General features: G+C 57.3%; 1 protein-coding gene. It reads left to right on the top strand.

All coding sequences use genetic code 11. The annotated features are described in order from the left end of the window. Positions 1–156 precede the first annotated feature (156 nt). Positions 157–1839 carry a methyl-accepting chemotaxis protein gene (locus LD28_RS0112265; RefSeq protein WP_033137249.1) on the top strand — a complete coding sequence of 561 codons (1683 nt, stop codon included), beginning with the start codon at positions 157–159 and terminating at the stop codon, positions 1837–1839.

The following is a 1839-nucleotide window of genomic DNA, read 5'->3' as shown; positions in this document are numbered from 1 at the left end:
CGGTCAGCCCGCCCTTATTCTCGATGTGCCGCAGCTAATCGAGTTGGCGCGCCGCAGAGAGCAACATTTGCTTCATCAACAAGCTGATGTGGTGTTCAGCATCAGGAATTGATGCGCACCCATAATGTCATTAACGGTGTTTACGGAGTCAAAACCATGGACTGGTTTCACAACTTGCAAGTCAAAACAAAACTGGTGTTGTCGTTCTCCGTCCTGATGGTGCTACTGGTGACGTTGACCGTGACCAGCTATAGCTCCACCAGAACCATGGCACAACTGGTGGTCACTATGCATGCCAACCAGCTGCTGCCGATCAAGGACATTACCACCGGCAATCTGTACGCGGTGTATCAAAACCGCGCCCTCTATCGCTATATCGGTGAAGTCGATCCTGATTTGAGAGATCAGGCATTGACCAACATGGACAAGTTTGAAAAGGGGATGTGGGATTCGCTGGCCAAATACCGCAAAACCTACCTCACCCAGCGGGAAACTGACCTGCTCTCCCGATTCGATCAGGCGTGGGCTCTGTACAAGGGGTATCAAAATGACATCCTCAGAGTGGCCCAAACCCAGAGCATTGATGTGGAAGCGGATCGCAAATCCTACCGCATGATGAGCGAGAAGGGGCGCCCCGCCTTCGATACGGCGGATGGGATACTCAGGGAGCTGGTTGACGTCAACACCACCCTGGCAAAGAACTCGTTGGATGAGAGCCAGGATGTCTATCAGGAGAATCTGCAGATCCTCCTCGTGATCTCAGTGTCGGCATTTATCATCTGTCTGCTGCTCGCCCTGCTGGTAACCCGCAGCATCTTGCGCCAGCTGGGAGGCGATCCCTCCTACACCGTGCAGGTTGTCTCCCGTGTCGCCAATGGCGATCTCTCCACCCCGGTCAAGCTGCGGGCCAATGACACCTCCAGCCTGCTCTTTGCTATCAAGAGCATGGCCCATCGCCTTTCTGATACCCTCAACGAAGTGGGCGCCATGTCAGAGGCCATCGGCTCGGCCTCCGAACAGGTAGCCGCCACTGCCAACTCGCTCTCCCAGACCGCGTCGGAACTGGCCTCCAGCGTTGAACAGACCAGCGCCTCGGTCGAAGAGATGGCCGCCACCGTGAGCCAGAACGCCGACAATGCCAAGGTGACCGAAAATATCTCCACCAAGGCGGCCAGCAGTGCCACCGACAGTGGCAAAGCGGTCGGTGAAATGGTTCATGCCATGAAAGAGATCGCCTCCCGCATCACGGTGATCAACGACATCGCCAACAAAACTGACTTGCTGGCCATCAATGCCGCCATCGAAGCGGCCAGGGCCGGTGAACATGGCAAAGGGTTTGCCACCGTGGCGGCCGAGGTCAGAAAACTGGCTGAGCGCTCCCAAAATGCCGCCAAAGAGATTGGCGAACTGGCGAGCCGCTCGGTCAGCGTGGCCGAACAGGCTGGCACCCTGTTACGAGAGATGCTGCCCGGCATCGATCAGACCGCCACGCTGGTACAAGAGATCGCCTCCGCCTCCCGCGAACAGCGCGCCAGCGTCTCCCAGATCAATATCGCGGTGACCCAGATCAGCGATGGCATGCAGGCCTCTGCCGCCTCTGCCGAAGAGCTGAGCTCCACCTCAGAAGAGCTCAGCTCCACCGCCTTGCAACTGCAAGAGTTGATGCAGCAGTTCACCCTGAGGGGGGGAAATACCCGTCAGCCGCAGCCGTTCCACGGTTCACACTATGTGGCCAAACCTGCTAGCCCGAAAAAGAGCGTCCTGAGCCAGCATTCCCCCCTGTACCACGACGAGGATCTGGAGCGGGAAGTCGATGATGGCAAGTTCACCAACTACTAG

It is taken from the genome of Aeromonas finlandensis (assembly GCF_000764645.1).
Lineage (GTDB): Bacteria > Pseudomonadota > Gammaproteobacteria > Enterobacterales > Aeromonadaceae > Aeromonas > Aeromonas finlandensis.
This window is presented reverse-complemented; position numbering and strand designations above follow the sequence as displayed.

Bases quoted from the DNA above. Each gene is read 5' to 3' on its own strand.
- LD28_RS0112265 (WP_033137249.1), top strand. From the start codon at position 157: ATGGACTGGTTTCACAACTTGCAAGTCAAAACAAAACTGGTGTTGTCG.